The sequence below is a fragment of the Variovorax sp. IB41 genome (genome assembly GCF_016405905.1).
In the GTDB taxonomy this organism is placed as follows: domain Bacteria; phylum Pseudomonadota; class Gammaproteobacteria; order Burkholderiales; family Burkholderiaceae_C; genus Variovorax.
This window is the reverse complement of sequence record NZ_JAEFCB010000024.1, coordinates 52871-75939: the sequence shown is the minus strand read 5'-3', so window position 1 is coordinate 75939 and position 23069 is coordinate 52871. Positions and strand designations below refer to the sequence as shown.

23 protein-coding genes are annotated in these 23069 nt (G+C 69.5%); 13 read left to right on the top strand and 10 right to left on the bottom strand.

The window, feature by feature from the left end; genetic code table 11:
• The first annotated feature begins 30 nt into the window (after positions 1–30).
• Positions 31–768 carry an aldolase gene (locus tag JC881_RS28690; protein WP_198789185.1) on the top strand — a complete coding sequence of 246 codons (738 nt, stop codon included), beginning with the start codon at positions 31–33 and terminating at the stop codon, positions 766–768.
• A gap of 212 nt (positions 769–980) precedes the next feature.
• On the top strand, positions 981–1298 hold the full coding sequence (locus JC881_RS28685; RefSeq protein WP_198789184.1) for a hypothetical protein: 318 nt from the start codon (positions 981–983) through the stop codon (positions 1296–1298).
• Between the two features lie 58 nt (positions 1299–1356).
• On the opposite strand, the gene JC881_RS28680 is transcribed toward JC881_RS28685, so the two are convergent.
• The 3 genes from JC881_RS28680 to JC881_RS28670 all read right to left on the bottom strand — a co-directional run bounded on the left by JC881_RS28680 (position 1357) and on the right by JC881_RS28670 (position 4676).
• Positions 1357–2775, bottom strand: coding sequence for an MATE family efflux transporter (locus JC881_RS28680; RefSeq protein ID WP_198789182.1), 1419 nt, complete (start codon positions 2773–2775; stop codon positions 1357–1359).
• Positions 2776–2793: 18 nt separating this feature from the next.
• Entirely contained in the window at positions 2794–4110 is a 1317-nt protein-coding gene (locus JC881_RS28675) for an MFS transporter (RefSeq protein WP_198789180.1), read from the bottom strand.
• Between the two features lie 110 nt (positions 4111–4220).
• Entirely contained in the window at positions 4221–4676 is a 456-nt protein-coding gene (locus JC881_RS28670; protein WP_198789178.1) for a MarR family winged helix-turn-helix transcriptional regulator, read from the bottom strand.
• Between the two features lie 75 nt (positions 4677–4751).
• On the opposite strand from JC881_RS28670, the gene JC881_RS28665 reads away from it, so the two are divergent.
• The 8 genes from JC881_RS28665 (at position 4752) to JC881_RS28630 (ending at position 13081) form a co-directional block, all read left to right on the top strand.
• Complete coding sequence (locus JC881_RS28665) at positions 4752–5309, top strand: PaaI family thioesterase (RefSeq protein WP_198789176.1); 558 nt, start codon at positions 4752–4754, stop codon at positions 5307–5309.
• Positions 5310–5440: 131 nt separating this feature from the next.
• Positions 5441–6499 carry a Fe(3+) ABC transporter substrate-binding protein gene (locus JC881_RS28660; protein WP_198789174.1) on the top strand — a complete coding sequence of 353 codons (1059 nt, stop codon included), beginning with the start codon at positions 5441–5443 and terminating at the stop codon, positions 6497–6499.
• A 37-nt stretch (positions 6500–6536) separates the two neighbouring features.
• The gene (locus tag JC881_RS28655; RefSeq protein ID WP_198789172.1) at positions 6537–8216 is read left to right on the top strand and encodes an ABC transporter permease; all 1680 of its coding nucleotides are present in this window, start codon (positions 6537–6539) and stop codon (positions 8214–8216) included.
• Positions 8213–8896 carry an ABC transporter ATP-binding protein gene (locus JC881_RS28650; protein WP_198789170.1) on the top strand — a complete coding sequence of 228 codons (684 nt, stop codon included), beginning with the start codon at positions 8213–8215 and terminating at the stop codon, positions 8894–8896. The genes JC881_RS28655 and JC881_RS28650 overlap by 4 nt, the downstream gene beginning before the upstream one ends.
• 101 nt (positions 8897–8997) lie before the next feature.
• The gene (locus tag JC881_RS28645) at positions 8998–9687 is read left to right on the top strand and encodes a glutathione S-transferase family protein (protein ID WP_198789168.1); all 690 of its coding nucleotides are present in this window, start codon (positions 8998–9000) and stop codon (positions 9685–9687) included.
• A 64-nt stretch (positions 9688–9751) separates the two neighbouring features.
• Positions 9752–10165, top strand: coding sequence for a lactoylglutathione lyase (gloA, locus tag JC881_RS28640; RefSeq protein WP_198789166.1), 414 nt, complete (start codon positions 9752–9754; stop codon positions 10163–10165).
• 17 nt (positions 10166–10182) lie between these two features.
• The gene (locus JC881_RS28635) at positions 10183–10770 is read left to right on the top strand and encodes a DUF1697 domain-containing protein (protein WP_198789164.1); all 588 of its coding nucleotides are present in this window, start codon (positions 10183–10185) and stop codon (positions 10768–10770) included.
• Between the two features lie 112 nt (positions 10771–10882).
• Entirely contained in the window at positions 10883–13081 is a 2199-nt protein-coding gene (locus JC881_RS28630; protein ID WP_198789162.1) for a gamma-glutamyltransferase family protein, read from the top strand.
• Between the two features lie 21 nt (positions 13082–13102).
• Here JC881_RS28630 and JC881_RS28625 read toward each other — a convergent pair whose 3' ends face one another.
• From JC881_RS28625 to JC881_RS28610, 4 genes are all read right to left on the bottom strand, one after another.
• Positions 13103–13831: a haloacid dehalogenase type II gene (locus tag JC881_RS28625; protein ID WP_198789160.1), complete on the bottom strand. Its 729-nt coding sequence runs from the start codon at positions 13829–13831 to the stop codon at positions 13103–13105.
• Position 13832: 1 nt separating this feature from the next.
• Positions 13833–14468 carry a bifunctional 4-hydroxy-2-oxoglutarate aldolase/2-dehydro-3-deoxy-phosphogluconate aldolase gene (gene eda / locus JC881_RS28620; protein ID WP_443083378.1) on the bottom strand — a complete coding sequence of 212 codons (636 nt, stop codon included), beginning with the start codon at positions 14466–14468 and terminating at the stop codon, positions 13833–13835.
• The gene (gene edd, locus JC881_RS28615; RefSeq protein ID WP_198789156.1) at positions 14465–16300 is read right to left on the bottom strand and encodes a phosphogluconate dehydratase; all 1836 of its coding nucleotides are present in this window, start codon (positions 16298–16300) and stop codon (positions 14465–14467) included. Before edd ends, eda begins: the two co-directional genes overlap by 4 nt.
• A gap of 191 nt (positions 16301–16491) precedes the next feature.
• Positions 16492–17064: an OmpA family protein gene (locus JC881_RS28610; protein WP_198789154.1), complete on the bottom strand. Its 573-nt coding sequence runs from the start codon at positions 17062–17064 to the stop codon at positions 16492–16494.
• A 135-nt stretch (positions 17065–17199) separates the two neighbouring features.
• Between JC881_RS28610 and JC881_RS28605 the strand changes: the two genes are divergently transcribed.
• Entirely contained in the window at positions 17200–17925 is a 726-nt protein-coding gene (locus tag JC881_RS28605) for a gamma-glutamylcyclotransferase (protein ID WP_198789152.1), read from the top strand.
• Positions 17922–18461: a superoxide dismutase family protein gene (locus JC881_RS28600; RefSeq protein WP_198789150.1), complete on the top strand. Its 540-nt coding sequence runs from the start codon at positions 17922–17924 to the stop codon at positions 18459–18461. Before JC881_RS28605 ends, JC881_RS28600 begins: the two co-directional genes overlap by 4 nt.
• A 4-nt stretch (positions 18462–18465) precedes the next feature.
• Here the strand turns inward: JC881_RS28600 and JC881_RS28595 are convergent, their stop codons facing one another.
• Positions 18466–19041 (bottom strand): nucleotidyltransferase family protein, encoded by a 576-nt coding sequence (locus JC881_RS28595; protein ID WP_198789148.1) that lies wholly within the window; start codon positions 19039–19041, stop codon positions 18466–18468.
• Between the two features lie 29 nt (positions 19042–19070).
• Here JC881_RS28595 and pdxH point away from each other — a divergent pair, with 29 nt between their 5' ends.
• On the top strand, positions 19071–19724 hold the full coding sequence (pdxH, locus tag JC881_RS28590) for a pyridoxamine 5'-phosphate oxidase (protein WP_198789146.1): 654 nt from the start codon (positions 19071–19073) through the stop codon (positions 19722–19724).
• An 86-nt stretch (positions 19725–19810) separates the two neighbouring features.
• On the opposite strand, the gene JC881_RS28585 is transcribed toward pdxH, so the two are convergent.
• Entirely contained in the window at positions 19811–20761 is a 951-nt protein-coding gene (locus JC881_RS28585) for an AEC family transporter (protein ID WP_198789144.1), read from the bottom strand.
• 170 nt (positions 20762–20931) lie between these two features.
• Positions 20932–23031 (bottom strand): TonB-dependent receptor, encoded by a 2100-nt coding sequence (locus JC881_RS28580; protein ID WP_198789142.1) that lies wholly within the window; start codon positions 23029–23031, stop codon positions 20932–20934.
• Between the last annotated feature and the right edge of the window lie 38 nt (positions 23032–23069).

Genomic DNA, 23069 nt, shown 5'->3' with positions numbered 1-23069 from the left:
CCGATCCACAAGAAAAACGAAGGAGACACGATGTCCGCAGATTCCGACTACGCCAGCCCCGCCGTCCGCAAGCTGCGCGAAGACCTCGCGCTGGCCCTGCGCGCGGCCGCCCATCACGGCCTGTCGGAAGGCGTGTGCAACCACTTCAGCGTGATGCTGCCGGGCGCGCAAGACCGCTACCTCATCAACCCGCGCGGCCTGCACTGGAGCGAGATCGGCCCCGAGGACATCGTGCTGATCGACGTGCACGGCGAGGTGCTCGCCGGCCGCCATCGCGTGGAGCCCACCGCGCTCTTCATTCATGGCGCGGTGCACCGGCTCACCGGCCATGCGGTCGTGCTGCATTGCCACATGCCCTATGCCACCGCGCTCACGCTCACGGTGGACCGCGCGCTCGATGCGACCGCGAGCCAGAACGCGATGCGCTACATGAACCGCATCGCGATCGACGCGGTCTACAACGGCCTGGCGCTCGACGACGCCGAGGGCGAGCGCATCGCCCGCGCCATGACCGGCAAGGACATCGCGTTTCTCGCGAACCACGGCGTGATCGTGGCGGGCGCCACCATCGCGCATGCCTACGACGACCTGTACTACCTCGAACGGGCGTGCCTGCACCAGGTGATCGCGCAATCGACCGGGCGGCCGCTCGCGCCCGTCGATGCGAAGCTGGCCGCGCAGGTGGCCGCGCAGATCCAGGGCGAGCGCGAGCAGTCGGACCTGTTCTTCGAGGCGCTGCGCCGCATGCTGCCCGCCCCGCGCGCCTGAGCGCACAGCGGCACGGCCTCCCGGCCTACAACCAACGGCACACCTGCGACAGTGCCTCGCGCGTGCGAGAGCCCTTAGGATCAGGGCATGCCCACCTGACGTCACACCTCTACGGGCTGCTTACAGCTCTTCATCCGATTTCGCCTCAGCCTTACACAAGGTTCACACAAGGCAACGACGATGAGGCTTCCAACCACTCCACCGGAGTTGCCATGAAAAAGCTCACTTTCGCATTCGCCGCAGCCGCCCTGATGTCGCTGGCTGCACTCAGCGCACCGGCACAGGCCCAGACCGGCGGCCGCTTCATCCAGGCCCAGGTCTACGTGGTGCCCGCACCGCCGCCCCCGCGCCGCTACTACGCGCCGCCGCCGCCGCCGCGCCACTACCACCCGGGCTACTACCGCGATGGCCGCTACGATCACGGCCGCCGCTGGGACGACCGCCGCCACTACGGCGGCCGCCGCGACAACGATGGTGACGGCGTGCCCAACCGCTACGACCGCCGGCCCAACAATCCGTATCGCAACTGATCGACAAGAACGAAAAAACCCGGGCCGAGCGCCCGGGTTTTTTCTTGAGGGGTGCCGTTCAAACCTGCGCCACGCGGCGCAGCAATCCGGTGGGCGTGCGCGGCCAGCCCACGCGGCCGAACCAGGCGCCGCCCGCGATCGCCGAGGCGATCACGATGCCGTACACCACCAGCGCCACGCCCTGCGCCGCGAACACGCCGGTGAGCCCGCCGCCCCAGCGCAGCGCGAGCCAGCCGCCCGTGCCCGCCACGGCCAGGCGCGCGATGTTGCCGAGCACCGGCCACAGCAAACGACCCGCGCCCTGCGAGGCGAAATACAGGACAAGCCCCACGCCGAAGAAACCGTAGAGCGGCCCCACCACGCGCAGGTAGTGCGCGCCTGTCTCCAGCATCGCGGGGTCATTGCCGAACAGCAGCAGCCACGGCCGCGGGAACAGCGCGGCCGCCAGGCCGATGGTCTCGGTCAGCGCGAAGGCCAGCGCCGCGCCGGCCCAGGTGGCGCGCAGCGCGCGTTCGCGCTGCCCCGCGCCCATGCAGGTGCCGACCATCGCGACCAGGGGCGCGCCCAGGCCGAACACCAGCGGCACCAGCAGGTACTCCAGCCGCGACGCCGTGCCGTAGCCGGCCAACGCGCCCGAACCGAAGTGGCCGGTGAGTGCGGTCGCAATGCCGATCGACAGGTTGGTCGCCACCGTCGACACCGCGCCCACGAGCCCGATGCGCAGGATGTCGCGGAACAGCGGCCACTGGAGCTTCAGCGCCGCGAGCGTCGGCTTGAGCAGGCTGCGCGGCGAGCGCAGGTAGGCGATCAGCGCGATCGAGCCCAGCAGGTAGTACAGCAGCAGCGCGATCGCCCCGCCCGCAATGCCCATGCCCGGAATCGGCCCCCAGCCGAAGATCAGAAGCGGCGAGGCGGGAATGAGGAACACCACGCCCACCACCGTCACGTTGGCCGGCACCGACATGTTGCCGGTGCCGCGAATGATCGCGGCGAGCGAGTTGAAGAGCCACACCAGCACCGCGCCCGCGAACACCCAGTTGGAGTACGTGAGCGCCGCGTCGAGCGAAGCGCCCGCGCCGCCCATGATCCCGTAGAGCCAGCGCCCGCCGAACAGCAGCGCGAGCGTGAAGCACAGGCCAAAGCCCAGCGCGATGACCACCGCGTGCCACACCAGCGCATCGGCGGTGTCGCGGCGCCGCGCGCCGAGCGCGCGGGCGATCGACGAGGCGATGCCGCCGCCCACGGCGCCGCTGGAGGTCATCTGCATCAGCATCACGATCGGGAACACGAGCGCCATGCCCGCGAGCGCGTCGGTGCCGAGCTTGCCGACGAAGTAGGTTTCGATGAGCCCGACGGAGGCCTGCGCCACCATCACGAGCACGTTGGGGGCGGCCAGGCGCAGCAGCGTCGGCACGATGGGTGCCTCCAGCAGCAGGCGCGTGCGCGGGTCGAGGTCGGCGGTGGCGGAGGTGGTCATGGCGGGGCCTTCGGGTGATCAGGCGCGCGCTGCCGCCGTGGGCGTGACCGACGCGCCGGTCTTGGCTGCGGGGCGGCGGATCAGCATGACGATCGCGGCCGCGACGAGGCAGGCCGCACCGGCCGCGTACAGCGCCGGCGTGTAGGTCAGGAGCAGCGTGCGCGCAAAGCCCGCGCCGTAGGCGGCCGTGGCGGCGCCCAGCTGGTGCGCGGCGAAGACCCAGCCGAACACGAGGCCCACCTTGGCCGGACCGAAGGCCGCGCCCGCGAGCTTGACGGTCGGCGGCACGGTGGCGATCCAGTCGAGGCCGTAGAACATCGCGAAGAGGCCCAGGCCGTAGATCGTGAATTCCGAATGCGGCAGCCAGAAGAGCGACAGCCCGCGCAGGCCGTAGTACCAGAAGAGCAGCTTGCGGTTGTCGTAGCGGTCCGAGAGCCAGCCCGAGAGGATGGTGCCCACGAAGTCGAACGCGCCCATCATCGCGAGCACCGAGGCGGCCGGCACGGCGCCCATGCCGTTGTCGCCGCACAGCGAGATGAAGTGCGTCTGCACGAGGCCGTTGGTGCTCAGGCCGCAGATGAAGAAGGTGGCGGCCAGGATCAGGAAGGTGCGGTTGGTCGCCACTTCCCGCAGCACGCGGAACGGCGTGGCGAAGTTCATCATCGCCACGGGCGCGGCCGGCGCGGCGGGTTGCGTGCCGGGCACCTCGCCGTAGGGCAGCAGGCCGAGGTCGGACGGGCGATTGCGCATGAGGCACAGCGCGAGCACCGCGATCAGCACGCTGCCGATCACGATCGGCACGATGGCCGAGCGCCAGCCCCAGTGCTCGATCATCCAGGCCGCGAACGGCAGGAACGCCAGTTGCCCCGTCGCCGAACTGGCCGTGAGCATGCCGATGACCAGCCCGCGGCGCGCGACGAACCAGCGGTTGGCCACCACCGCGCCGAGCACCAGCGCGGTCATGCCGGTGCCCAGGCCCAGCATCAGGCTCCAGAGCACGAAGAGCTGCCACAGCTGCGAAGCCATGGTGACCAGCGCCATGCCCAGGCCCACCAGCGCGAGGCCGGTGCAGATCACCGCGCGGAGGCCATAACGCTCCATCAGCACCGCGGCGAACGGGCCCATGAGGCCGAAGAGCGCGAAGCGCAGCGCGAGCGCCGAGGAGATCTGCTCGGTGCTCCAGCCGAACTCCTTGGTGAGCGGCTGCAGCATCGCGCCCGGCAGGCCCAGCGCGGCCGACATCGTCAGCATCGTCAGGAAGGTGATGGCGGCGACGATCCATCCGTAGTGGATGCCGCGGCGCTGCAGCCATGCGGAAACTTGGGTGGCGAACATGGGGCCTCTGCTGTTGGAATAGGGTGTGGAGGAGGAGAGAAAGCGAGGGCCATGCGCGGCCATGCGCGCCGGGCGAAAGAGGTGGGGTCGGGTGTTGTGGGCGGTGCGGGTCAGTCGCTGCAGTCGGGCGCGTCTTCAACGCCGAACAGCTCCAGCGACTCGTCGATCAGCAGGTGCAGCGCCAGCACGCGCTCCACGCCCAGCAGTGCGTTGAGCTTCTGCTGCGCGATCTTCCAGTGGTGCTGGGCTTCCCGCCACTTGGCGTCGCCCTCGGGCGTGAGCGCCACCAGACGGCTGCGCGCATCGGCGCCGGCGCTCTGCGCGACCCAGCCGGCGGCGATCAGCGGCTGCATGTTGCGGCTCAGGGTGGAGGCGGTCATCTTGAGCTCGGCCGCGAAGTCCACCGGGCGGACGGCACCCAGGCGCTTGAGGTGCGACAGCAGCGAATACTGCGTGGTCTTCAGGCCGCTCTTTGACACCTCGGCGTCGTAGTGCGTCGACAGGCGACGCATGAGCTGTCGAACCTTGAAACTGGTGCAGCCGCGCGGCTTGGTCTGGATGTCCATGGGGTATTATTGTAGGTGCAACTGTTGCATATGCAACCCAATCATCCCGCCAAAGCCCCCAGGAGAAATACAGGCATGACGCAACCCACCAGCAAGCTCGACCAGCTCGACGCATGGATCGCCGAGGAGCGCGTGATCATCGAGCGCCTGGACAACGGCCCCGGCCCCGGCCTCGCCCGCCCCGAGCAGATCGCCGGCAAGACCGGGCTCGAAGTGATGCAGGCGATGCTGAACGGCGACATTCCCTACGCGGCCATCGCCAAGACGCTGGATTTCACGATCGTCTCCGTAAGCCCCGGCGTGGCCGTGTTCCAGGGCACGCCGCTCGCGCAGCACCTGAACCCGCTGGGCACCATCCACGGCGGCTGGGTCGCCACGATGCTCGATTCGGCGCTGGGCTGCTCGGTCCACACCATGATGCCCGCCGGCCGCGCCTACACGACCGCCGAGCTCAGCGTGAACTACGTCAAGGGCCTCACGCCGAAGGTGCAGCGGGTGCGCGCCGAAGGCAAGGTGATCCACTGCGGCAGGCAGCTCGCGACCGCCGAGGCGCGGCTCGTCGGGGCCGACGGCACGCTGTACGCGCATGCGACGACGACGTGCCTGGTGTTCGAGATTCCTGCGGCCCGGTGACGCACCAGTAGGCCTTCGGCTCGTAAGTCCAAAAGGCTCTTTTCCCTCCCTCCTGTTGATAATTGTTCTCATCGGCGCTGCATGCCAGCCGCCGGTGTCTCCCAAGAACACGTTACCGATCTGGAGGATCCATGACCCAACGCTCCGGCGCCACCACCCGCGCTGCGCACGCACTGATCGGTGTCACCACCGTCTGGCTCGCCCTCGCGGCCCTGCCCGCGCATGCCGCCGAAGAGCTCACGCTCTACACGACGCGCGAGTCCGCGCTGATCCAGCCGCTGATCTCCGCCTTCAGCGCGCAAAGCGGCATCAAGGTCAACACCGTGTTCGTGAAGGACGGGCTGCTGGAGCGCGTCAAGGCCGAGGGCGCGCGCTCGCCGGCCGACGTATTGATGACCGTGGACATCGGCAACCTCATGGACCTCGTGGACGGCGGCGTGACGCAGCCCGTGAAATCGCCCGCTCTCGAATCGGCCATTCCGGCCAACCTGCGCGGCGCCGACGGCCAGTGGTTCGCGCTTTCGCTGCGCGCCCGCGTGCTCTACGCCGACAAGGCGCAGCCGCTCACGAGCTTCCGCTACGAAGACCTCGCGAATCCGAAATACAAGGGCAAGGTCTGCATCCGCGCGGGCCAGCACCCCTACAACACGGCTCTCGTCGCGGCACTGATCGCGCATGACGGCGAGGCCAAGACCGAGCAGTGGCTGCGCGGCGTCAAGGCCAACCTCGCGCGCAAGGCCACGGGCGGCGACCGCGACGTGGCGCGCGACATCCTCGGCGGCATCTGCGATATCGGCATCGCCAACTCGTACTACGTCGGCCAGATGAAGAGCGCCAAGGAAGGCACCGACGCGCGCAAGTGGGGCGACGCGATCAAGGTCGTGCGCCCGACCTTCGCGAATGCCAGGAGCGGCGGCACGCACGTCAACATCAGCGGCGCGGCCGTGGCCAGGAACGCACCGCAGCGCGGCAACGCGGTCAAGCTGCTCGAGTTCCTGGTGTCCGAGCCGGCGCAGGCGCTCTACGCGCAGACCAACTACGAGTACCCGGTGCGCAAGGGCGTGGCGCTCGATCCGATCATCGGCCAGACCATCGGCGAGCTGAAGGTCGATCCGCTGCCGCTCACCGAGATCGCCAAGTACCGCAAGCAGGCCAGCGCATTGGTGGACAAGGTCGGCTTCGATCAGTGATGCGTGCAGGCAGGCACGCCTCGCAGGTGCCTGAAAAATGCAAATGACACGGCGCCAGCCACCAGCCCTGCAAGCCGCAGGACCGGCCTGGCGCCTTGCCTCGTTCGCGATCGCCATCGGCGTGCTCGCGCCGGTGCTCACGCTCCTGTGGCTCGCGTTCGGCACGGGCACCGGGCACTGGGGACCGCTGTTCGCGCACGTGCTGCCGCAGGCGGCGCTCAACACGGCGCTGCTGCTGGCCGGCGTCGGCACGCTGGTGCTGGTGATCGGCACCGGCTGCGCATGGCTCGTCACCGCGCATGACTTTCCGGGGCGCGGCGTGCTGCACTGGGCGCTGCTGCTGCCGCTCGCGATGCCGACCTACATCGTCGCCTTCGCGTACCTCGACCTGCTGCACCCCATCGGCCCGGTGCAGGGCGCGATCCGCTGGGTGCTGGGCTTCGACAGCCCGCGCCAGTTCCGCCTGCCCGACCTGCGCTCGATGCCGGGCGCGATCTTCGTGCTCGGCTTCGTGCTCTATCCGTATGTCTACATGACGGCGCGCGCGATGTTCATGACGCAGCCGGCGCACCTGCTGGAAGCCGCGCGCACCCTGGGCGAGAGCCGGCGCGGCGCGTTCTTTCGCGTGGCGCTGCCGCTCGCGCGCCCTGCCCTCGCGGCGGGCCTGAGCCTTGCGCTGCTCGAAACGCTCAACGACATCGGCGCCTCCGAATTTCTTGGCGTGAACACGCTCACGGTGGCGGTCTACACGACGTGGATCACGCGCTCGGACCTCGCCGGCGCGGCGCAGATCGCGTGCGCGATGCTGTTCGTGGTGGTGGCGCTGGTCTGGCTCGAACGCAACGGCCGACGGCACCAGCGCTTCGGCTCGGCGCAGCGCATGCGCGCGGTGCAGCCGCGGCGCCTGCAAGGCGGTGCCGGCTGGGCGGCAACCGCAGTCACGGCGCTGCCGGTGCTGATCGGCTTCGTCGCACCGGCGCTTTATCTCGTCTGGGAAAGCGCCAAGCGGCTGCGCCAAGGCGGCGGTGTTTCGCAGGGGCTGGTCGCGAGCCTCGGCAACACGCTCGCGCTGGCCGCGGGTGTCACGGTCGTGGCCGTGGCCGCGGGCTTGGTCGTCGCATGGGCCGCGCGCAGCCAGGGCTCTGGCATCAACCGCGCGCGCTGGCAGGCACGCGCCGCCACGCTGGGCTACGCGGTGCCGGGCACGGTGCTGGCCATCGGGCTGCTCACGCCCGCGCTGGCCTTCGACGCCGCGCTCGCCACCGCCTTCGGCTGGCAAGGCCTGCCGCTGATGGGCGCCGGCATCGTGCTCGTCGTGGCCTGCGCGATCCGCTTTCTCGCGATGCCGGTGGGCGGCATCGAGGCCGGCCTCGCGCGCATTCCGCCGGCCATCGAGCAGGCCTCGCGCCTGCTCGGCGAAACCACCGCGGGCACGCTGCGCCGCGTGCACCTGCCGCTGCTGCAGCCGGCCATCGCCGCGGGCGCGCTGCTGGTCTTCGTCGACGCGATGAAGGAGCTGCCCGCCACGCTGCTGCTGCGCCCCGCCAACTTCGACACCCTGGCCACCTGGCTCTACGCCGAGGCCGCGCGCGGCACTTACGAAGAAGGCGCGATCGCCGCACTCGCCATCGTGCTGGCCGGCCTGCTGCCGGTGGTGCTGCTCGCGCGCAACCAGCTGGGCGCGACGCCCGTGGCACCCGTTCCGGAAAACACATGAGCTCCGCGCTGCACCTCGAATCGATCCGGCTCGCGTACGACACGCCGCGCGGCCTGCACACCGTCGTCGACGACTTCTCGCTGTCGCTCGCGGCCGGCGACATCGCCTGCCTCTTCGGCCCCTCGGGCTGCGGCAAGACCACTGTGCTGCGCGCCATAGCGGGCTTCGAGCCGCTGCGCGTGGGCACGATTCGCCTCGATGCGGTGGTGCTCTCGTCCGCCCGCTCGCACCTGCCGCCCGAGCAGCGGCGCGTGGGGATGATGTTCCAGGAGTACGCGCTGTTCCCGCACCTCTCGGCCGCGAAGAACGTCGCCTTCGGGCTGCGCCGCCTCGGCCGCGCGGCGCAGCAGTCGCGTGTGACCGACATGCTCGCGCTGGTCGGCCTGGCCGATGCGGGCGAACGCTATCCGCACGAACTCTCGGGCGGCCAGCAGCAACGCATTGCGCTGGCCCGCGCGCTCGCGCCCTCGCCAGCTCTGCTGCTGCTGGACGAACCCTTCTCCAACCTCGACGGCGCCACGCGCGAGCGCCTCACGGCCGAGGTGCGCGGCATCCTGAAGCAGGCCGGCCAGACCGCCATCCTGGTCACGCACAACGAGGCCGAAGCGCATGCGATGGCGGACCGCATCGGGGTGATGCACAACGGCCGCATCACGCACTGGCTCGACACCACGGCCTAGCACAAGGCGCCGAATCGGCGAATGGGCTTTCCGGGAAAAGGTTGTTCGGGATCGCAAGAATCGCGGCGATCCAAGTACGCAACACAAGACGGAGAGCCACCATGTCCCCAACCTCCCAACCCCTCACACTCATCAGCCACCTGCTGTGCCCCTACGTCCAGCGCGCCGCCATCGCGCTCGGCGAAAAAGGCGTGCCCTTCGAGCGCGTCGTGATCGACCTGGCGAACAAGCCCCAGTGGTTTCTCGACATCTCGCCGCTCGGCAAGGTGCCGCTGCTGAAGGTGCAGCGGCCCGATGGCACCGAGGCCGTGCTGTTCGAGAGCAACGTGATCTGCGAGTACCTCGAGGAGACGCAGCCCGGCGCGCGCCTGCACCCCGAAGACCCGCTCACCCGCGCCGAACACCGCGCGTGGATGGAGTTCGGCTCGGCCATCCTCGCCGACCTCTGGGGTTACGAGACCACGCAGGACGCGGCCGTGTTCGAGCAGAAGCGCCTCGCGCTGGTAGCCAAGTTCGAGCGCGTGGAAGCCGCGCTCGGTGCCGGGCCCTACTTCGCGGGCAAGAGCTTCAGCCTGGTCGATGCGGTCTTCGCGCCGGTGTTCCGCTACTTCGAGGTGTTCGACACGCTCATCGATTCGCGCATCTTCGCCGCGCTCCCCAAGGTCGATGCCTGGCGCAAGGCGCTGGCCGCGCGCCCGAGCGTGCGCGACGCGGTGGTGCCCGAGTACCCGCAGCACCTGATGGAATTCCTGGAACGCCACGAGTCGCACCTGCTGACGGCGGCGGCTTGATCGGCGCGGCGGGAAGCCGACAATAGCGGCTTCCCCTTCCACAAAAACCACACGGTCCCACGAGATGCGATTCCTTCACACCATGCTGCGCGTCGGCAACCTGCAGCGCTCCATCGACTTCTATACGAAAGTGCTCGGCATGAATCTGCTGCGCACCTCCGAAAACCCCGAGTACAAGTACAGCCTCGCCTTCCTCGGCTTCGACAAGGGCAACCCCGACCAGGCCGAGATCGAGCTCACCTTCAACTGGGGCACCGAGAGCTACGACCTGGGCACCGCCTATGGCCACATCGCTCTCGGCGTGCCCGATGCCTACGCGGCCTGCGACAAGATCAAGGCGGCGGGCGGCAACGTGACGCGCGAGGCCGGTCCGGTCAAGGGCGGCACGACGGTGATCGCCTTCGTGACCGATCCCGATGGCTACAAGATCGAGCTCATCCAGCGCGCCGAATCCGCCGAAGGCGCCGGCCTGCGCTGAGCGTTCCACGCAACGCCATGGCTGCCGCGAAGAAGCCTGCAAAGGCTGCAAAGAAGTCGGCCGCGAAGAATGCGGCGACCCGTCACATCGCGCTGCTGCGCGGCGTGAACGTCAATGGCATCACGATCAAGAGCGCGGACCTGAAGGCGCTCTTCGTCGAGCTCGGCTTCGATGAAGTGCGCACGGTGCTCGCGAGCGGCAACGTGCTGTTCGACACCGGCGAGAGCGATGCCGGCGCGCTGCGCAAGCGCATCGAGCAGGCCCTGCGCGAGCGCTTCGGCTACGACGCGTGGATCGTGCTGCTCACGCAGAAGCAGGTGGCCGACATGGCCGCGGCCTATCCCTTCGAGCGCATCGACGAAGAGCGGCATCCGTACCTCGTGTTCGGCTCCGACGCCGCGATGCTCGACGAGGTGATGGAAAAGGCCGGCACCGTCGATCCGAAACTCGAACGCCTGAAGCGCGGCAAGGGCGTGCTCTATTGGCAATGCCCGCGCGGCGAGAGCACCGACACGCCCGTGGCCAAGCTGCTGGCCAAGACGCGCTACAAGTCGAGCACGACCGCACGCAACCTGCGCACGGTGGAAAAGCTGCTGACAGACTGAGCCTCTGTAAAGACGCCCGCACACCGGGAAAGCGAGAACTTTGGTGGCACGCGAGTTGCAATAAATTGAAAAGCCGTCCGGTACAGCGTCGGCGTTTTTCATTTCCTTCACGATGCACACCTCCAGACTCATTCCAGTCGCCGCCTTGGCCGCGCTGGCCGCGCTCACTGCATGCGGCGGCGGCTCCGGCAACTCGTTCAATTTCACCTCCCTGCCGATCACCAACGCGCCGCCGCCACCGGCAAGCCCGCCCGCCGGGCCGCCCGGCACCGATGCGCCGCCCGCCGTGCGCTTCGATCCCGCCCTGTGCACGCAGCAGGCCGGCGCGCCGCACGGCCAGACGGCCGGCATCACCGGCACCAACCTGATGGTGACCTCCGCGCACTACGAGGCCTCCAAGGCCGGCTGCAAGATCCTGGCGACCGGCGGCAGCGCCATCGATGCGGCGATTGCGGTGCAGGCCGTGCTGGGCACGGCCGAGCCTTTCGCCTCGGGGCTGGGCGGCGGCACGCTCATCACCTACTACGACGCGGCGAGCAAGAAGGTGCGCACCTTCGACGGTCTCTCCGCCGCGCCCTCGAGCACCGGCGGCGCGGCCGACGTGTACAAGGCCGTCGCGCAGGACGTGTCCACCACGCCGCCGTACAACCTGTGCAAATCGGGCCTCACGCTCGGCGCGAGCGTCTCCTCGCAGCAGGGCAACACCAACATCTCCGCACGCGCGGTGGGCATTCCGGGTACGGTCGCGGTGCTCGACCTGGTGCATCGCAGCTACGGCAAGAAGGCCTGGAACACGCTGTGGGACGACGCCATCGGCCTGGCCGAAAACGGCTTTCCGATGACCAAGTACATGTACGCGACGCTCTACGCAGACAGCGCAGAGTTCGACGACGACGGCAACCCGGTCTCCGCGGGCACCGGCGTGGCCGCGTGGGTGAACTCGGCCAACACGGTGCGGGGCGCGCCGCGCTGCAAGTACCCCGACATCGCCAAGCGCTACTGCGACCCGGCCGATGCCTCCAGGCAGAAGCCGCTGCCCATCGGCACGCTCATCACCAACCCCGAGCTCGCGCAGACCATGAAGCTCGTGCGCGACGGCGGCGCCACCGCCTTCTACGACCCGGCGCAGGACACGGTGAAAGCCATCGTGCAGCGCACCACGCTCGACAGCCTGCCGTGCAAGTCGATCCTTCCGAACTCGGGGCCGGCGGGCAGCCCGAGCACCGCGACGACCATCGCCTCGATCCCGAGCCTGATGGCGCCCGCCGACTTCCCGGCCTACAAGGCGGTGGAGCGCAAGCCGCTGGTCGGCACGCGCTTCGGCACCACCATCTACACGCAGCCCGCGCCCTCGTTCGGCGGCTTCGTCACGCTGTATTCGCTCGGCATCCTGGAGCGCAAGCACGTGCAGGACGAGAAGGCGCTGGACACGCCGCGCTTCGTCTATCTCGCGGCCGAGGCGAGCCGGCTCGCGAACGTCGACCGGCGCGCCGTGGTCGGCGACCCGGCCTACTCGAACAGCAACGCGCGCGCCTCGGTGCTGCTGAGCGACCTGGAGCTCGACAAGCGCGCCGCGCAGATCGGCGAGACCGCCTTCGCCACCGCGCCCGCGGGCAACATCGGCAGCTTCGTGGCGACGGACCCCGCCGGCTACGACACGATGGCTGCGCTGGCCAAGCCCCGCAAGACGATGCTCGCCAAGGCAGCGACCGGCGCCGCGCACGACGAAGACTGGAACACGACGAGCAACGTCGCCATCGTCGACGGCTACGGCAATGCGCTCTCGATGACCACCACCATCAACACGCACTGGGGCGCGCACATCGAGGCGGCCGGCATCATGCTGAACAACGTGATGTCGAACTTCTCGGCGGGCACGGCGCTCAGCGGCTCGGAGGTGAACGGCTATGCGGGCACCAAGCGGCCGCGCACCTCGATCGCGCCGGCCATCGCCTTCGACGGCGACGGCAAGCTGCGGCTGGTGTGGGGCTCGGCGGGCGGCGGGCCGATTCCCGACTACATCGTGAAGACCTTCATGGGCAACGTGGTGTACGGGCTGGACCTGCAGGCGGCCGTCAACGCGCCCAACTTCACGGGCCAGAACGGCAATGCGGAACTGGAGGCCGGCTCGGCGCTGGCGCCGCTCGCGGGCGACATGCGCACGCGCTTCGGCTACACGACGGACAACCTGCTGGTGACGGGGCTCCTGAGCGGCATCAGCGGCATCGCCGTGACGCAAAACCCGAACGGCAGCGCCACCTACAGCGGCGCCGCGGACAACCGCCGCTCGGGCGCCGCGAACGGCTATTGATCGGAAAGGCCGGGCTGCCGGTCAGCAGCCCAGCAGATCGGCCAGCGCGTCGATGTCGCGCGCGTGCAGGCTGTTCTCGGCCTGCGGCGAAACGTCTTTCGGCTGCGCGCGGCCGAACTCGTGGGGCCGCTCGATGTAGGCGGTCTTCAGGCCGCACACGCGCGCCGCGGCCAAGTCGTCGTGGTGCGCGGCCGCGAGCATCACCTGCCCCGGCGTCGCATCGAACACGCCGGCCACGCCGAGGTACGTGCGCGGATCGGGCTTGTAGGCCTTGAACACTTCGGCCGAGAGCACGCAGTCCCAGGGCAGGCCGGCGCGCTTGGCCATCTCGGTCAGCAAGCCGATGTTGCCGTTGGAGAGCGTGCAGATGGTGAATTTCTTCTTGAGCCGCGTGAGCCCCGCCACCGAATCGGGCCATGCCGGCAGCCGGTGCCACGCGCGGCTCAGGTCGCGCTTGGCGGCCGAGTCGAGGCGGTCGGCCATGTCGAAATCGCGCAGCACCTGCTCGAGCATGCTCAGGTGCAGTTCGTCGAGCAACGTGAAGCCGCCCTCGCCGGCCGCGATGCGCTCCATCACCGCCTTCATCGCGGGCTGGTAGCCGGCGCGCCAGGCGAGCGCGAAGGTCGCGCCCTCCACGCCCGGCAGCACGCGCTCGACCTCGGCCGCGATGCCGCTGTGCCAGTCGACCACCGTGCCGAACACGTCGAACGCGATGACCTTCAGGTCGCTCGCATCGAACCCGGTGCGCATGTCAGCGAGACAGCTGGCTCGCGGCGCGTGCCAGCTGTTCGATGCGTGCCCAGTCGCCGTCGCGGATCGCATCCGTCGGCACGATCCAGGAGCCGCCCACGCAGGCCACGTTCGAGAGCGCGAGAAACTCGGCCGCGTTGCCCGCATGGATGCCGCCCGTGGGGCAGAAGGTGACGTCGCCGAACGGGCCCTGCCAGGCCTTGAGCATCGGCAGGCCGCCCGCCTGCAGCGCGGGGAAGAACTTGAGCGCGGTGTAGCCGTCTTCCTGCGCCGTCATGATTTCGCTGCCGGTCGCCACGCCGGGCAAAAGCGGCAGGCCCAGGTCGTGGCAGGCCTTGCCGACCGAGCGCGTGTAGCCCGGGCTCACGCCGAACTTCGCACCAGCCAGCGCCGAGGCTTGCGCATCGGCCGCGCTGCGGATGGTGCCCGCGCCGGCCACGGCCTCGGGCACTTCCCTGGCGATGGCCTCGATGCACTGCAGCGCCTGCGGCGTGCGCAGCGTGACCTCGAGCATGCGGATGCCGCCGGCCACCAGCGCGCGCGCCAGCGGAATGGCGTCTTTCACATCGTTGAGCACGATGACCGGGATGACCGGTGCGTCGCGCATCACGTCGAGGGCGGTGAGTTTGTCGTTCATAGCCATGAGCAGGCTCCTTCTTCAGCAGTCAATGCGTTGCGGCGCATGCCAGCGAACAGTTCGCGGCCGAGGCCGTGTCCGTCGGCGATGCGCTGCGCGTCGGGCAGCGTCGCGGTTTCGCGCGCGGCCCATTCGTCTTCGGGCAGCAGGACGGCGAGCGTACCCGCTACGGCATCCAGGCGGATCACGTCGCCGTCGCGCACCTTGGCGAGGGGCCCGCCCGCGGCCGCTTCGGGCGACACGTGGATGGCCGCGGGGATCTTGCCCGATGCGCCGCTCATGCGGCCGTCGGTGACCAGCGCCACGCGAAAGCCCTTGCCCTGCAGCACCGACAGCGGCGGCGTGAGCTTGTGCAGCTCGGGCATGCCGTTGGCCTGCGGGCCCTGCCAGCGCACCACGCAGACCACGTCGCGCTCCAGCTCGCCGGCCGTGAAGGCCTTCTGCAGCGCGGCCTGCGAATCGAACACGCGCGCGGGCGCTTCGATCACATGGCGGTCGTCGGGCACGGAGGACACCTTGATCACGCTGCGGCCCAGGTTGCCGCTGAGCAGCTTCAGGCCGCCGGTGGCGCTGAACGGCTCGGCCACCGTGCGCGCGACCGCGTCGTTCTTCGACGGGGCGGCGGGCGTCCATGCGAGGCGCTGTTCGCCGCCTTCAACCAGCGTCGGGATGTTGGCGAACTCGCCGATGCCGCCGGCGCGCACGGTGAGCACGTCGGCGTGCATCAGGCCCGCACCGACCAGCTCGCCGATCACGAAGCCCGGGCCGCCCGCGGCCTGGAATTCGTTCACGTCGGCGCTGCCGTTGGGGTACACGCGGGTGAGCAGCGGAATGATGTCCGAGAGCTTCGAGAAATCGTCCCAGTCGATCACGATGCCCGCGGCGCGGGCCACCGCGACCCAGTGGATGAGGTGGTTGGTGGAGCCACCGGTGGCCAGCAGCGCGGCCATGGCGTTGACGATGCAGCGCTCGTCGACCATTTCGCCAATGGGCGGGCAGTTGAAGGCCGCATCGCTTGCCTTGCCGAGCACCGTGCGCACCGCCTCTCGCGTGAGCGTCTCCCGCATCGCATCGCCGGGCTGGATGAAGGCCGTGCCGGGCACGTGCAGGCCCATGGCCTCGAGCAGCATCTGGTTGCTGTTGGCGGTGCCGTAGAAGGTGCAGGTGCCCACCGTGTGATAGGCCGCCATCTCCGCATCGAGCAGGCCTTGCCGGCCCACGAGGCCCTGCGCCGCTTGCTCTCGCACCTTCGACTTGGCGTTGTTCGAGAGGCCCGAGGGCATCGGCCCCGCGGGCACGAACACGGTCGGCAGATGGCCGAAGTGCAGCGCGCCGATCAGGAGGCCCGGCACGATCTTGTCGCACACGCCGAGCAGCAGCGCGCCATCGAACATGTCGTGCGTGAGCGCGATGGCGGTGCTCATGGCGATGACGTCGCGGCTGAACAGGCTCAGCTCCATGCCGGGCGTGCCCTGCGTGACGCCGTCGCACATCGCGGGCACGCCGCCGGCCACCTGCGCGGTGGCGCCCAGGCGCCGCGCCTCCTGCTTGATGATGTCCGGATAGCCCTGGTACGGCGCGTGGGCCGAGAGCATGTCGTTGTAGGCGGTGACGATGCCGATGTTGGGGGCGCGCTCGGTCACCACCCTGAACTTGTCGTTGGCCGGAATGCCGGCCACCGCATGCGCCACGTTGGCGCAGCCCATGCGGTCGGAGCCGCGGTCGCGGTCGCGAATTTCGGCGAGCCTTGCGAGGTAGGCGCTGCGCGTGCCGTGGCTGCGCTCGCGGATGCGATCGGTGACGTCGCGGACGGTGGGGTGTGTGCTGCTCATGGGGGTCGTTGGCTCTTGCTGCGTGTCGCCGGAGCGACTGGGGGCCTGGAGGCCCATCGTACCAAGCCAGGCGCGCAGACCCGATGAAATCCGGGCGCCGAACGATACGAATTTACTCAGGCATGGGCCCCAGGGCAGCGGGCATGAAAAAGCCCGGCGTTACCGGGCTTTTTTTGCAGAGTGGACGGGGCTCAGTCCACCAGCCTGGCCTCGACGCGGCGCGCCTCGGCGTTGTTGCCCGAACCGGCCGTCACCTCGGGCTTCTGCAGGTCGATCTTGGCGGCCGGCACGCCCAGGCCCACGAGCACGTCGCGCACCATCTCGGCGCGCTTCTTGGCGAGCGATTCGTTGATCGCGGCATCGCCGGTGGTGTCGTGAAAGCCCGAGACCACCACCTTGCGGCCGCTCTCCACGCCCTTGATGACCGCGGCCAGCGCCTCGGCGGCGCCCGGTGCGAGGTCGGCGCTGCCGGTCGCGAAGTAGAAGTTCACCACGCCGTTGACCACGCGGATGCTGGCGCCGTCGGGGATCGTGACGGTGACCGTCTCGGTCACTTCGGCCAGCTTGGGCGCCTCGCCGGGCGGGGGCGACGAGATCACCACGGCCGGTGGCTTGCCCTGCGCCGCGACGGCGGCAGCGGCGGCCCCGGAAGCGCTGTGGCCCTTGTGCCAGATCACGATGCCCACCACGAAGAAGATCACCAGCGCGATCAGCGCCATGAGAAAGCCGAGGATGAAATTCTGCTGGCCGTCGTCGTCGCTCATGGGTGGGCGTGCTCCGTAATTGAGGGGTCGGTAAATAATGGTGCGGTGAACCATGACTCCGAAATTGTAGGCGGCGCTCCTGACAGGCCCGTGTCGGACCCCGCGCCGAATCCGGGACCGCCCGGCCTGGACCCCATGCCCAAGCCCTTGCGCGACCCGCAGCCCATGCTGGAGCGCGCGATCGCCGACTGGGGCGGGCACGACGACCTCTGGCTCTTCGGCTACGGCTCGCTGATCTGGCGGCCGGAGTTCGGCTTCACCGAGCGGCGCCCGGCCTGGGTGCACGGCTGGCACCGGGCCCTGAAGATGTGGAGCCGCGTGAACCGCGGCAGCGTGCACACGCCGGGCCTCGTGTTCGGGCTGCTTTCGGGCGGCAGTTGCCGCGGCATGGTGTTCCGGGTGCCCAAGGCCGAGGGGCTGGAGACGCTGCGCCGCCTCTGGCTGCGCGAGATGCCCACCGGCGTGTACGACCCCAAGTGGCTGCGCTGCGGCACGGCCGAAGGGCCCGTCGACGCGCTGGCCTTCACGCTCTCGCGGCGCAGCCCCAACTTCACGGGCGAGCTGAGCGACGAGCGCTACCGCCACATCTTCGCCAACGCGGTCGGCCGTTACGGCAGCTCGCTCGACTATGCGCAGCAGACGCTGCTGGAGCTGCGGCGGCATTCGATCCACGATGCGGCGCTGGCCCGGCTGGTGGCGCTGGCCGAGGCCAAACAGGCGGCGGAGGCATCCGAGGCGGCCGCCGATTGCGATGCGCCCCCGGCTCCGGTATATGTTCCGGGGTCTTCCGACAATTCGTCCCAACCTTCTTCGCAACTTTCATCCGGGCCTCCGTCCGGACCGTCCAAGGAAAAACCATGAACCATCGTCGTCTCTTCGCCACCGGCACCGCCCTCCTGGCCACCGCCGTGCTCGCCGCCTGCGGCAGCATGGGCGGCAAGCCGAGCACGGCCGTCGAGCTGGTGCCGACCGCCGCGATCACGCCCAACCCGACCCGCGGCACGGTCAAGCTCACCGCGCTGGACCACGGCGTGCGCGTCTCGGGCGAAGTGCGCGGCCTCGTGCCGGGCAGCGAGCACGGCTTCCACATCCACGAAAAGGGCGACTGCGGCGACAACGGCAACGCCTCGGGCGGCCACTTCAACCCGACCGGCGGCACGCACGGCAAGTTCGCCGCGGCGGGCAGCCATGCGGGCGAACTGCCGAGCCTGGTGGCCGACGCCGGCGGCGTGGCGCGCTTCAGCGTGGACGACCACTCGATCTCGCTGACCGATGGCGCCGTCAACAACGTGGTGGGCCGCGCGCTGGTGGTGCACCGCGACCGCGACGATTTCACGACGCAGCCGGCCGGCAATTCCGGCCCGCGCATCGCCTGCGCGGTGATTCCGAAGGGCTGACCGGCTAGCGGGCTTCGCGCTCCAGCCACAGCGCCTCGGCGCGCGCCAGGGCCTCGGGCGTGTCGATGTCGGTCACGATGCCGGCATCGTCCACCGCGAGGTCGGCGACCGAATCGATGGAGCGCATGGCGCGCAGCACCGGCGCCGCGCCCAGGTTCCCTTCCAGCGCCGTGAGTTGCGCGCGGCATCCGGCGGCAAAGGCGACCGGATGGCCGCGCTCTCCCATGAACTGCGGCTGCACGGCATTGACCCGCCCATTGAGCGCCGCGGCCACCGCCTGCAGCGTCTCGGGCCGCACCAGCGGCAGATCGCCCGGCAGGATGAGCCAGCCGATGGCATCGGGCGTGGCGCGCACCGCGGCGGCGATCGAGTCGCCCATGCCCGGATGACCCGCGTCTTCCAGGCGCCACGGCAGGCCGCTCGCGCGCACGGCATCGAGCGTGCGTTCGAGCACCGGCTTGCCCGCGAGCAGCGCCCGCAGCTTGGAGCCCGAGCCGCCGGCCGCGATGAAGCGCTCGCCCCGGCCCGAGGCCAGCACGATCACCGTGGGGGAGTTCACCTTTGTCGCCTTCGTCATCATGGTCCGAGTATGTGCGCAACAATCCCGGCATGACTTCCCCTCTCTCCAACGAAGCGCTCGCCGCGCTGCGCAAGAGCTACGAGCGCGCCGAGCTCGGCGAAGCCCACAGCGCGGGCGATCCATTGAAGCAGTTCGAGCGCTGGCTCACCGAGGCCATCGACGCGCGCGTGCCCGAGCCCAATGCGATGACGCTGTGCACCGTGGGCAGCGACCTCCGACCCTCCAGCCGCATCGTGCTGATCAAGGGCTACGACGCGCGCGGCCTCGTTTGGTACACCAACTACGAGAGCCGCAAGGGCCGCGAGCTCTCGGGCAATCCGTATGCGTCGCTGCAGTTCCACTGGGTCGAGCTCGAGCGCGTGGTGCGCATCGAGGGCCGCGTGGAGAAGGCCGGCGCCGACGAGAGCGACGCCTACTTCGCGAGCCGCCCGCTCGACTCGCGCATCGGCGCCTGGGCCAGTCCGCAGAGCGAAGTGATCAGCGGCCGCGACGTGCTGGTGAAGAACGCGGCCGTGGCCGCCGCCAGGCACCTGCTCTCGCCGCCGCGCCCGCCGCATTGGGGCGGCTACCGCCTGGTGCCGGACCGTTGGGAGTTCTGGCAGGGCCGCAAGAGCCGGCTGCACGACCGGCTGCGTTATCGGCTCGAAGGCGCTGACTGGGTGCGTGAACGGCTAGCGCCCTGATCATCCGTTCGCGCGCTGCATCGAGGGCCGCTCGTTCCCCGGCTCCAGGCCCGTGCGGCTCGTGTGCGCGATGAGAACCGAAGGACTCAGGGGAGCCACTGCACCCAGACCATCACGAGCGTGAGGGTGCCCAGCGCGAGCACGGTGGACACGGCCACGCTGGCCGTCACGAGGTCTTCGGCCGTGCGGTAGCGCTGCGAAAACAGGAACACGTTGGCGCCGATGGGCAGCGCCGCGGCCACCACCATCACGGTGAGCGGGATGCCGCGCACGCCGAGCAGCCAGCCGATGCCCGCGACCAGCAGCGGATGCAGCAGGTTCTTCACCAGCGCCTGCACCAGCGCGCCGCGCCAGTGCCGCCCGATGGGCGTGAGCGCGAGCGTGATGCCCACCATGACGAGCGCCACCGGGCCGAAGGCCTGGCCGAGCAGCTGGATGGGCTTGTCGATCACCTCGGGCATCGCGAGGCCGGTCTGCGCGAACAGCAGGCCCGCGATGATCGGCAGCGGCACCGGATGGACGATGGCGTTGCGCAGCGCCCGCAGCACGGTGCGTGCCATCGAGCGTTTCTCTTCGCCGCTGACCACCGCATGCTCGCGCGCGACGGCCAGCTCCAGCACGAGCGTGGCGCTGGTCATGAGCACCAGCGAGTGCAGCGAGATGAGCGTCAGCAGCACCACCATGCCCGCCTCGCCATAGGCGAGATCCACGAGCGCGATGCCGATCATCACGGTGTTGCTGTAGGTGTTGGCCAGCGCGATCACCGCCGCCGTGCGATTGAACCCGCGCAACGCGAGCGTGCCCGCGAACAGCAGGCCCGAGGCGATGAAGTACGCCGCGACGGGCTTCAGGCTGAGCGCCTGCACATGCACCGTGCTCATCGCGCGGAACAGCAGCGCGGGCGCGAGCAAGAGGAAGATGAGGTTCGACAGGTCCTTGACCGCATTGCCGCCGATCCACCGGCGCCTGCCGGCGAGATAGCCCGCGGCGATGAGGATGACGACGGGGAGCAGCGAAGAGAGGACGAAGGAATTCACCGCATCGAGGATAGCCGTTCAGGGTGCGTGCACAGGCCACCGGGTACTCCCCTCCGCGAATGTCCCCCGGGCTTCGCCCTCCTCCTTGATTTCGCTGCGGGGAGTACCCGATGCCCTGCGCACTGGGGCACGCTGCCGAGGTGCGGCCGGTCGACGGCCGCACCGGTGGATCAGAACGTCACGCGCAACCCGACCTTCAGCGACCGCCCCGGCAACGGCGCGTTCGGATACACCGTCGTCGTCAGGATCGACGTCGGGCTGTAGGCCAGCTTGTTGCCGATGTTGTCAATGCGCGCATACCAGGTGAGGTTCGCGCGCTGCACCTTCATGCGGTAGGAGATCGCGGCGTTCCACAGCGTGTAGGCATCGGTCTCGCGTGCGCCGACGCTGGGCACGTGGCGCTGCGCCGCGTTGTAGTCGAAGCCCAGGCGCGCGCTCCACGGGCCGTTGCCGTAGACCAGCGTGGCACCGGTGCGGAACGGCGCGATGCGCGGCAGCGGCTCGCCGGTGTCCAGGTTCTTCGCGCGCACCACGTCGCCGCGCCATTCGAGATCGAGCGTCGAGGCATCGGTCATCGGCGCGAAGCCGTCGGTGCCCAGGAGGCGCAGGTTGCCGCTTGCCTCGAGGCCGGTGAAGCGCGCGCGCACGCCGCTGTAGACGTACTCGGCCAGCGTGTCGGTGGCGGCCGGGTCGGTCACCACCTGGCCCTCTTCGTCGAGCGTGCGGCCAGAGGCGGTGAGGCCGATGTAGTTGCTGAAGCGCGTGACGTAGGCGTTCACGCGGGCCGTGTTGGGGCCGGACTTCCACTGCGCGCCGAGGTCCAGGCCGGTCGACTTTTCCTTCTGCAGGTTGGGGTCGCCGAGCTCCCATGCGGCCGTGGCCACGTGCGGGCCGTTGGCGAGCAGTTCGTAGTCCTTGGGCGCGCGCTCGGTGTAGGCGAGGTTGGAGGTCAGCTGCCACTGCGGCGTGAGGTTGAAGAGCGCGCCGAACGCAGCACTGTGCGGGTTGAAGGTGCGCTCGCCGACGGCGAAGCGGGTGACCGTCGGATCGTCCGGATAGCCCAGCGATCGGATGCGGACCTTCTCGGTGCGCGCGCCGAAGCTCAGCTTGCCCCACGAGGCGCCGTACTCTTCATAGAGGAAGAGCGCGTTCGAGCGCGTGCGGCTGTGCGGCGCGAAGGCTTCTTCACCGTCGGCGGCGAAGCGGTTGGTCTCGCTGCTGAAGCCCACGAGGCCTTCGAAGTTGCCGATCTTCTGGTGGCGCGCCTCGATACGCAGGTCGTTGCTCATGTTCGAGAACGTGGTGCCCGCCTCGGGGCCCTCGAACTCGGTGTGGCGGTAGTTGGTGTGGCTCAGCTTCGCGTGGATGCTGCTGATGATGCCGCCCGGGCGCCATTCGCCTTCGAGCGCGTAGCGGTCGGACTTCATGCGGATGGTCACGTCGTCCTCGGCCACGGTGCCGTAGTTGCTGCGGTAGGTGCTGGCGGAGGCACCGATCCAGCCCTGGTCGAAGAAGAGCGTGCCGCCGACCGCGCCGCCGTTCGCCTCGTTGGCCGAGTTGCAGATCTTGCGGGCGCGCCAGGGCGAGCCGGGCTTGCTGCAATCCAGGTCGATGGGCACCGAGACGTCTTTCGAGTCGCGGTTGAACGCGTCCACGTGCAGCGCGAAGCGGTCGTTGCCGCCTTCGAGCACCACGCCGCCGTTCTTCTCCTTGTTGCCGGTGGAAAAGCCCAGGTCGGCGCGGCCGCCGAAGCCGTTGATGGGCTCGGTGGGGATGCGGTTGTCGATCACGTTGACCACGCCGCCCACGGCGCTGCCGCCGTACTGCAGCGCCGAGGGGCCGCGCAGCACTTCGATGCGGTCGGTGACCAGCGCGTCGACCGGCACCGCGTGGTCGTAGCTCAGCGCCGAGGCGTCGGGCGCGCCGCCGCCGTTCTGCAGGATGCGGATGCGGTCGCCGTCCTGCCCGCGGATGATCGGGCGGCTCGCGTTGGGGCCGAAGTAGCTGCTGCTCACGCCGGGCAGGTTGTTGAGCGTTTCGCCGAGCGTCGAGTCGGAACGCAGCAGGAGCTTTTCGCCCGAGAGCGTGACGGTCGGCGCGATCAGGTCATTGGTGCCGAGCGGATTGCCCGTGACGGTGATGGCGGCGAGGCCGGGGGCATCGGCGGCCTGGGCCTGCGCCTGGGCAGCTTGTTGCGCATGGGACGCGCCGGCGAAGGCGAGCGAAAGAACGGCGACGCCGATGGCGTTGCGACGGAAATTGGGAATCATGGTGAACACTCGTTGAATCAATGGACGGCACGCCGTCA

Coding starts and splice junctions, on each gene's coding strand:
- JC881_RS28690 (WP_198789185.1), top strand. CDS start 31: ATGTCCGCAGATTCCGACTACGCCAGCCCCGCCGTCCGCAAGCTGCGC.
- JC881_RS28685 (WP_198789184.1), top strand. CDS start 981: ATGAAAAAGCTCACTTTCGCATTCGCCGCAGCCGCCCTGATGTCGCTG.
- JC881_RS28680 (WP_198789182.1), bottom strand. CDS start 2,775: ATGACCACCTCCGCCACCGCCGACCTCGACCCGCGCACGCGCCTGCTG.
- JC881_RS28675 (WP_198789180.1), bottom strand. CDS start 4,110: ATGTTCGCCACCCAAGTTTCCGCATGGCTGCAGCGCCGCGGCATCCAC.
- JC881_RS28670 (WP_198789178.1), bottom strand. CDS start 4,676: ATGGACATCCAGACCAAGCCGCGCGGCTGCACCAGTTTCAAGGTTCGA.
- JC881_RS28665 (WP_198789176.1), top strand. CDS start 4,752: ATGACGCAACCCACCAGCAAGCTCGACCAGCTCGACGCATGGATCGCC.
- JC881_RS28660 (WP_198789174.1), top strand. CDS start 5,441: ATGACCCAACGCTCCGGCGCCACCACCCGCGCTGCGCACGCACTGATC.
- JC881_RS28655 (WP_198789172.1), top strand. CDS start 6,537: ATGCAAATGACACGGCGCCAGCCACCAGCCCTGCAAGCCGCAGGACCG.
- JC881_RS28650 (WP_198789170.1), top strand. CDS start 8,213: ATGAGCTCCGCGCTGCACCTCGAATCGATCCGGCTCGCGTACGACACG.
- JC881_RS28645 (WP_198789168.1), top strand. CDS start 8,998: ATGTCCCCAACCTCCCAACCCCTCACACTCATCAGCCACCTGCTGTGC.
- gloA (WP_198789166.1), top strand. CDS start 9,752: ATGCGATTCCTTCACACCATGCTGCGCGTCGGCAACCTGCAGCGCTCC.
- JC881_RS28635 (WP_198789164.1), top strand. CDS start 10,183: ATGGCTGCCGCGAAGAAGCCTGCAAAGGCTGCAAAGAAGTCGGCCGCG.
- JC881_RS28630 (WP_198789162.1), top strand. CDS start 10,883: ATGCACACCTCCAGACTCATTCCAGTCGCCGCCTTGGCCGCGCTGGCC.
- JC881_RS28625 (WP_198789160.1), bottom strand. CDS start 13,831: ATGCGCACCGGGTTCGATGCGAGCGACCTGAAGGTCATCGCGTTCGAC.
- eda (WP_443083378.1), bottom strand. CDS start 14,468: ATGAACGACAAACTCACCGCCCTCGACGTGATGCGCGACGCACCGGTC.
- edd (WP_198789156.1), bottom strand. CDS start 16,300: ATGAGCAGCACACACCCCACCGTCCGCGACGTCACCGATCGCATCCGC.
- JC881_RS28610 (WP_198789154.1), bottom strand. CDS start 17,064: ATGAGCGACGACGACGGCCAGCAGAATTTCATCCTCGGCTTTCTCATG.
- JC881_RS28605 (WP_198789152.1), top strand. CDS start 17,200: ATGCCCAAGCCCTTGCGCGACCCGCAGCCCATGCTGGAGCGCGCGATC.
- JC881_RS28600 (WP_198789150.1), top strand. CDS start 17,922: ATGAACCATCGTCGTCTCTTCGCCACCGGCACCGCCCTCCTGGCCACC.
- JC881_RS28595 (WP_198789148.1), bottom strand. CDS start 19,041: ATGATGACGAAGGCGACAAAGGTGAACTCCCCCACGGTGATCGTGCTG.
- pdxH (WP_198789146.1), top strand. CDS start 19,071: ATGACTTCCCCTCTCTCCAACGAAGCGCTCGCCGCGCTGCGCAAGAGC.
- JC881_RS28580 (WP_198789142.1), bottom strand. CDS start 23,031: ATGATTCCCAATTTCCGTCGCAACGCCATCGGCGTCGCCGTTCTTTCG.